Source organism: Streptomyces sp. NPDC006134, from assembly GCF_040628835.1.
Classification (GTDB): domain Bacteria; phylum Actinomycetota; class Actinomycetes; order Streptomycetales; family Streptomycetaceae; genus Streptomyces.
The window spans coordinates 1-6,417 of record NZ_JBEXTV010000122.1 but is presented as its reverse complement, the minus strand read 5'-3'; the positions used below and the strand labels follow the sequence as shown (position 1 = coordinate 6,417).

The window sequence follows — 6,417 nt, the reverse complement described above, 5'->3', positions numbered from 1 at the left end:
GTGATGTCCTCGGCCGCGGCCACCGGCACCCACGACGGCACCGCCACCGGCCCCCGGCCCGACGGCAACCCGGTCCACTCCACCCCGAACAGCGCGTCGCGGCTCCCGTCCGCCGCCGCGGCGTCGAGCTGGTCGGCGGAGACCGGCAGGGACACCAGCGAGTCCATCGTGAGCACCAGGGCGCCGGTCTCGTCGGCGGCCTGGAACGACAGCGCGTCCGGGCCGCACGGCGCGACGCGCACCCGCAGTGCCGAGGCGCCCGCGGCGTGCAGCACGAGGCCGTTCCACGCGAACGGCAGCACCTTGCGGTCGTCGTCCGGGTCGGCGAAGGCGTTGGTGTGCAGGGCGGCGTCGAGCAGCGCCGGGTGGATGCCGTACCTGCCGGCCTCCTCGCGCTGTTCCTCGGGCAGGGCGACCTCGGCGAACACCTCCTCGCCGCGCCGCCACACCGTCCGCATGCCCTGGAACGCCGGGCCGTAGGCGTAGCCGCGTCCGGCCAGGTCGCCGTAGAAGTTCTCCACGTCGACCGGTCGGGCGCCGGGCGGCGGCCACGCGGTGAAGTCGGCCTGGGTCCCGGGGGACTTCGGCGCGGCCGACAGGAGGCCGGTGGCGTGCCGGGTCCACCCGTCCGTGCCGCCCTCGTCGGCGGCGTCCTCGCGCAGCGAGTAGACGTCGACGCTGCGCCGGCCGGTCGCGTCCGGTCCGCTCACCGCGACCTGGACGCGCACGCCGCCGCGCTCGGGCAGTACCAGCGGCGCCTCGATCACGAGCTCTTCCAGGACGCCGTAGCCGAACTCGTCGCCGGCGCGGACGGCGAGGTCGACGTAGGCCGTGCCGGGGACGATGACGACACCGCCGATCGCGTGCCCGGCGAGCCAGGGATGCGACTGGAGGGACAGGCGGGAGGTGAGGACCAGGCCGTCGGACTGCGGCAGCCGGACCACGGCGCCGAGGAGCGGGTGGTCGGTGCCGGCCAGTCCCAGCGACGCCGAGTCGGTGGCCGAGCCGTCCATCCGCAGCCAGTAGTGCTGTCGGTCGAAGGCGTACGTCGGCAGGTCCACGCGCGCGGAAGCGGCTCCGGCGGGAAGGGCCGCCGCCCAGTCCACGGGCACGCCGCGCACGAACAGCTCCGCCATCGAGGTGAACAGCCGCCGCAGGCCGCCCTCCCGGCGGCGCAGGGAGCCGGTCGCCACCACGTCCGCGTCGCCCTCGGCCGCGTACGCGGTCTCCGTGATGGGCTGGACGAGGACCGGGTGGGCGCTGACCTCGACGAAGACGCCGTGCCCCTGCTCGATCAGTTCGGCGACGGCGGGGCCGAACTTCACCTGGCCGCGCAGGTTCCGGTACCAGTAGCCGCCGTCCAGGACGCCGGCGTCCTGCACCCAGCCGCTCGTCACGGTCGAGTAGAAGGGGATCGCCGGCGCCTGGGCGTCGACACCGGTGAGCGCGTCGGCGAGGGAGTCGCGGAGCTGCTGCACGTGGCGCGAGTGCGAGGCGTAGTCCACGGCGATGCGGCGCACCCGTACGCCTTGGTCCTCCAGGGTGTCCAGGGCCTCGTCCAGGGCGCGCGCGTCACCGGCGATCACCACGGAGGCCGGGCCGTTGACGGCCGCGACCTCGACGCGGTCCGCCCAGCGCGCCAGGCGCGCGACGGCCTCGTCCTCGGTCAACGCCACGGACGCCATGCCGCCGCGCCCGGCCAGCTCGGAGGCGATGAGCTGGCTGCGCAGCGCGACCACGCGGGCCGCGTCGTCGAGGGACAGGGCGCCGGACACGCACGCGGCCGCGATCTCGCCCTGGGAGTGGCCGAGCACCGCGTCGGGCTCGACGCCCACGGACGCCCAGACGGCGGCCAGGCCGACCATCACGGCGAAGCCGGCGGGCTGCACCACGTCCACCCGTTCCAGCAGTCCGGCATCCGCCTCACCGCGCAGGACGTCGGTGAGCGACCAGTCCACCCACCGCTCGAGCGCGGTCGCGCACTCGGCGATCCGCTCGGCGAAGACCGGTGAGGAGTCGAGCAGCTCCCGGCCCATTCCGATCCATTGGGAGCCCTGGCCGGGAAAGACCCACACGACCTTGCCTGGCGTCCCCGCGCCGGAGACCACGCCGGGCGCGCTCTCGCCCCGGGCGAGCGCTCGCAGCCCGGCCAGTGCCTCCTCGTCCGAGCCGGCCACGACCACCGCGCGCTCGGCGAGGACCGCGCGGCCCGTGGCCAGTGCGCCGGCGACCTGCGTCGGCGACACCCCGTCGGCGCCCTCGACGAAGGCCGCGAGCCGCTCGGCCTGGGCGGCCAGGGACGCGGCGGTGCCCGCCGACACCACCAGCGGCACCACACCACCCGGCGCCGCCTCGTCCGCGCCGGACTCCTGCGCCTCCTCGGGCGCCTCCTCCAGGATCAGGTGCGCGTTCGTCCCGCTCGCGCCGAACGAGGAGACACCGGCCCGGCGCGGGCGGCCGTCACGCGGCCACTCCCGCGCCTCCGTCAGCAGTTCCACCGCACCCGCCGACCAGTCCACCTGCGGCGTCGGCGCGTCCACGTGCAGGGTCCTGGGCAGCACGCCGTGCCGCAGCGCCTGCACGGTCTTGATGACGCCGGCCACGCCGGACGCGGCCTGCGTGTGCCCGATGACCGACTTCACCGAACCGAGGTAGAGCGGCTTCTGCGGGTCCCGGCCCTGTCCGTACGTGGCGAGCAGCGCCTGTGCCTCGATCGGGTCGCCGAGGACGGTGCCGGTGCCGTGGCCCTCCACCGCGTCCACGTCGGCCGGGGAGAGGCCGGCACTGGCCAGGGCCTTGCGGATGACGCGCTGCTGGGCGGGGCCGTTGGGGGCGGTCAGGCCGTTGGACGCGCCGTCCTGGTTGACGGCGCTGCCGCGGATCACCGCGAGGACCCGGTGGCCGCGCTCCCGCGCCACCGACAGCCGCTCCACCAGCAGCACGCCGACGCCCTCGGCCCAGCCGGAGCCATCGGCCCCGGCGGCGTACGACTTGCAGCGGCCGTCGAAGGCGAGGGCCCGCTGCCGTGCGAAGCCGACGAACCCGCCCGGCGTCGCCATCACCGTGGAGCCGCCCACGAGCGCCATCGAGCACTCGCCGCGGCGCAGTGCCTGCGCGGCCAGGTGCAGCGCCACCAGCGAGGAGGAGCACATGGTGTCGACGGTGACCGCGGGGCCCTCGAGTCCGAGGGTGTAGGCGACGCGGCCGGAGGCGACGCCGCCCGCGGTGCCGAGGGCGCGCTCCAGGCTGAGGAAGTCCTCGTGGCCGCTCAGGTCGGGGGCGTAGTCCTGGTGCACCATGCCGGCGAACACGCCGACGTCGGTGCCGCGCACCGAGTGCGGGTCGATGCCGGCGCGTTCCAGGGCCTCCCAGGACACTTCGAGGAGCTGCCGTTGCTGCGGGTCCATGGCCAGCGCCTCGCGCGGCGAGATCCCGAAGAACGGCGCGTCGAACTCGCCCGCCTGCTGCAGGAAGGCGCCCTCGCGCACGTACGTCGTACCGGGGTTGTCGGGGTCCGGGTGGTAGAGGCCCTCGAGGTCCCAGCCCCGGTCCTCGGGGAAGGAGGTGTAGACGTCGGTGCCCTCGGACACCACCCGCCACAGGTCCTCGGGGCTGCTGATGCCGCCGGCGTACCGGCAGGCCATGGAGACGATCGCGATGGGCTCGGTGGCCGCGGCCGCGAGTTCGCTGTTCTCCTGCTGAAGCCTGGCGTTCTCCTTCAGCGAGGCCCGCAGTGCCTCAACGACCTGCTCGTCCGGCGCGGACATAACCATCCTCCACGATTCGTTCCATCAGTGGTCAGCTCGTCTTGCCCAGGGCCCGTTGCACCAGGTCGGCAACGTCCATCGCGTCGATCAGTTCCTCGGCGCCGGCGGCCGCCCGCGCCCCGGCGGCCGGCGCGTCCGGGTCCTCGTCGTCGCCGCCCGTGCCGCCGTCGCCGGCGAGGCCGAGCAGGGTTTCCAGCACACCGGCTTCCTCGAAGCGGGCGAGCGGCACGGAGGCCAGGACCCGCCTGAGGTCGTCCTCGCGCGCGTCCGGTCCCTCGTCGTCCTCCCGGAGCAGCTCGGAGCGCAGATACCCGACCAGCGCCTCCGGAGTGGGATAGTCGAAGACCAGCGTCGCGGGCAGCCGCAGTCCGGTGGCCGCGCCCAGGCTGTTGCGCAGGTTCACGGCGGCCAGCGAGTCGAAGCCGACCTCCTGGAACGCCTGGCGCGGGCCGATGCCCTCCGCGCCGCCGTGGCCGAGGACCGTCGAGGCGTGGCTGCGCACCAGGCGCAGCAGGATCCGGTTCTGCTCGGTGTCCGTCACTCCCCGCAGGGAGTCCGCGAGGGACGCGGCGGCGTCGCTGTTCTCGCTGTCGCGCTGCGCCGCCCGGAGCACGGCCTGCGCCTCGGGCAGGCCGGCGAGGAGCGGGCTGGTACGGACGGAGGTGAACGCCGGGACGAAGGCGGCCCAGTCCATGTCGGCCACGGCCACGGTCTTCTCGTTGCCCCGCACCGCCTGCACCATCGCGGTCACCGCCAGGTCCGGCGCCATGGGCAGCACACCGCGGCGGCGGAGCTGGGCGAGTGCCGCTGCGTCCATGCCCACGCCGATCCGGTCGAGCGCGCCCCAGGCGAGCGACGTCGCCCTCAGGCCCCGGGCGCGGCGCCACTCGACGAGGGCGTCCAGGACGGCGTTGGCCGCTCCGGACGGGCCCTGGCCACCACCGCCCCACACACCGGCGATCGAGGAGAACACCACGAACGCGTCCAGCGGCGTGTCGTGGAACTGCTCGTCCAGCCACAGGGCGTTGTCCACCTTGGCCGTGAACACCTCGGCGAGGTCGGCCGGTGAGGTGTCGTCGACGGAGCCGGTCCGCGTGATGTCGGCGGCGTGCACCACGGCGGTGAGCGGGTGTTCGTCCCCCGCCACCAGGCGCGTGATCGCCTCCCGGTCCGCGTCCGCGCAGGACTCCACCGCCGTACGGACATCCAGTCCGGTCAGCTCGGTCCGCAGCTCCGCCACCGCCCCGGCGGGCGCGTGCGCGGTGGTGGTGATCACGAGCCGGTCGGCGCCGGCCTGCGCGAGCCACACCGCGACGTGCCGGCCGAGGCCCTCGGCGCCGCCGGTCACCAGGACGGTGCCCCGGGGCTGCCAGCGGCCGTCGGCGGCCGGCGCCTCCGGCAGCGGCTTGCGGGCCAGGCGGCGGCCGTAGACGCCCGACCGCCGGACCGCGAGCTGGTCCTCGCCGTCGGCGCCGCCCAGCACACCGAGCAGGTACCGGGCCGTGCGCGCGTCCGTCCTGGCGGGCAGGTCGACCAGCCCGCCCCAGCGGTCGGGACGTTCGAGGGCGACCGCCCGGCCGAGGCCCCACAGCGCCGCCTGGGCGGGCGAGGTGAGGGTGTCGTGGATACCGATGTTCACCGCGCCCCGGGTCAGGCACCACAGCGGCTGGGTGACCCCGCTGTCCGCCAGGGCCTGCACCAGCGCGAGCGTGGACGCCGTGACCGCGAGCGGGTCCTGGGGGCCGCCCGCCGTCCGCCCGTCCAGGGCGAGCAGCGACAGCACCCCGCTCACGTCGTGCTCGGTGAGCACGCCGGTCACCCGCTCGGCGAGCCGTTCGCGGGTCCGGTCCCCCTCGCCGACCTCGAGCCGGACCATGCCGAGCCCCTGACCGCCCAGCTCCTCGAGGAGCGCGTCGATCGCGGTGTCCTCCGCACGCCCGGACGGCACGACGACCAGCCAGCGCCCGCCCGGCGCACCGGCCGCTTCGCGTCCCAGCGGCTGCCAGGTGACGTGGTAACGCAGCTTCCCGGCGGTCGACTCCTCGCGCCGCCGGCCGCGCCACTGGGCGAGAACGGGCACGACGGTGCCGAGCGCGCCGCGCTCGTCGGCCGACGCCGTCTCCAGGAGTTCGGCGAGCGAGTCCAGGTCGGCGTGCTCGACCGCCCGCCAGAAGTCGGAGTCCACGCCGTCGGCGGCCTCGGCGCCGTCACCGGCCGCTTCCGCCTCCGTCAGCCAGTAGCGCCGGCGGTCGAAGGCGTACGTGGGCAGACCGACGCGCGCCGGTGCGGTGCCGGCGGGCAGAGCCCGGGCCCAGTCCACGGGGACGCCGCGGACGAACAGTTCGGCTGCGGAGGCCAGGAGCCGGCGCAGACCGCCGTCGCCGCGCCGCAGCGAACCGGTCACCAGCGCGTCCGCGTCGCCGCCGGCGTCGTACACCGTCTCGTTGACCGGCTGGACCAGGACCGGGTGGGCGCTGACCTCGACGAAGACGCCGTACCCCTGGCGCAGCAGCTCGGCCACGGCCGGGCCGAACCCGACCTGGCCGCGCAGGTTGCGGTACCAGTAACCGCCGTCGAGCACGCCGGCGTCCTCGATCCAGGAGCCGGTGACGGTGGAGTAGAAGGGGATCGCCGGGGCCTGGGCGTCGAT

General features: G+C 75.4%; 2 protein-coding genes. Both read right to left on the bottom strand.

Annotated features, from left to right (window positions below; all coding sequences use genetic code 11):
• A partial coding sequence (locus ABZ340_RS36110; protein WP_358786131.1) for a type I polyketide synthase occupies positions 1-3,767 on the bottom strand: 3,767 nt, incomplete at its 3' end.
• A 31-nt stretch (positions 3,768-3,798) separates the two neighbouring features.
• On the bottom strand, positions 3,799-6,417 hold a 2,619-nt coding region (locus tag ABZ340_RS36105), incomplete at its 5' end, for an SDR family NAD(P)-dependent oxidoreductase (RefSeq protein ID WP_358786130.1).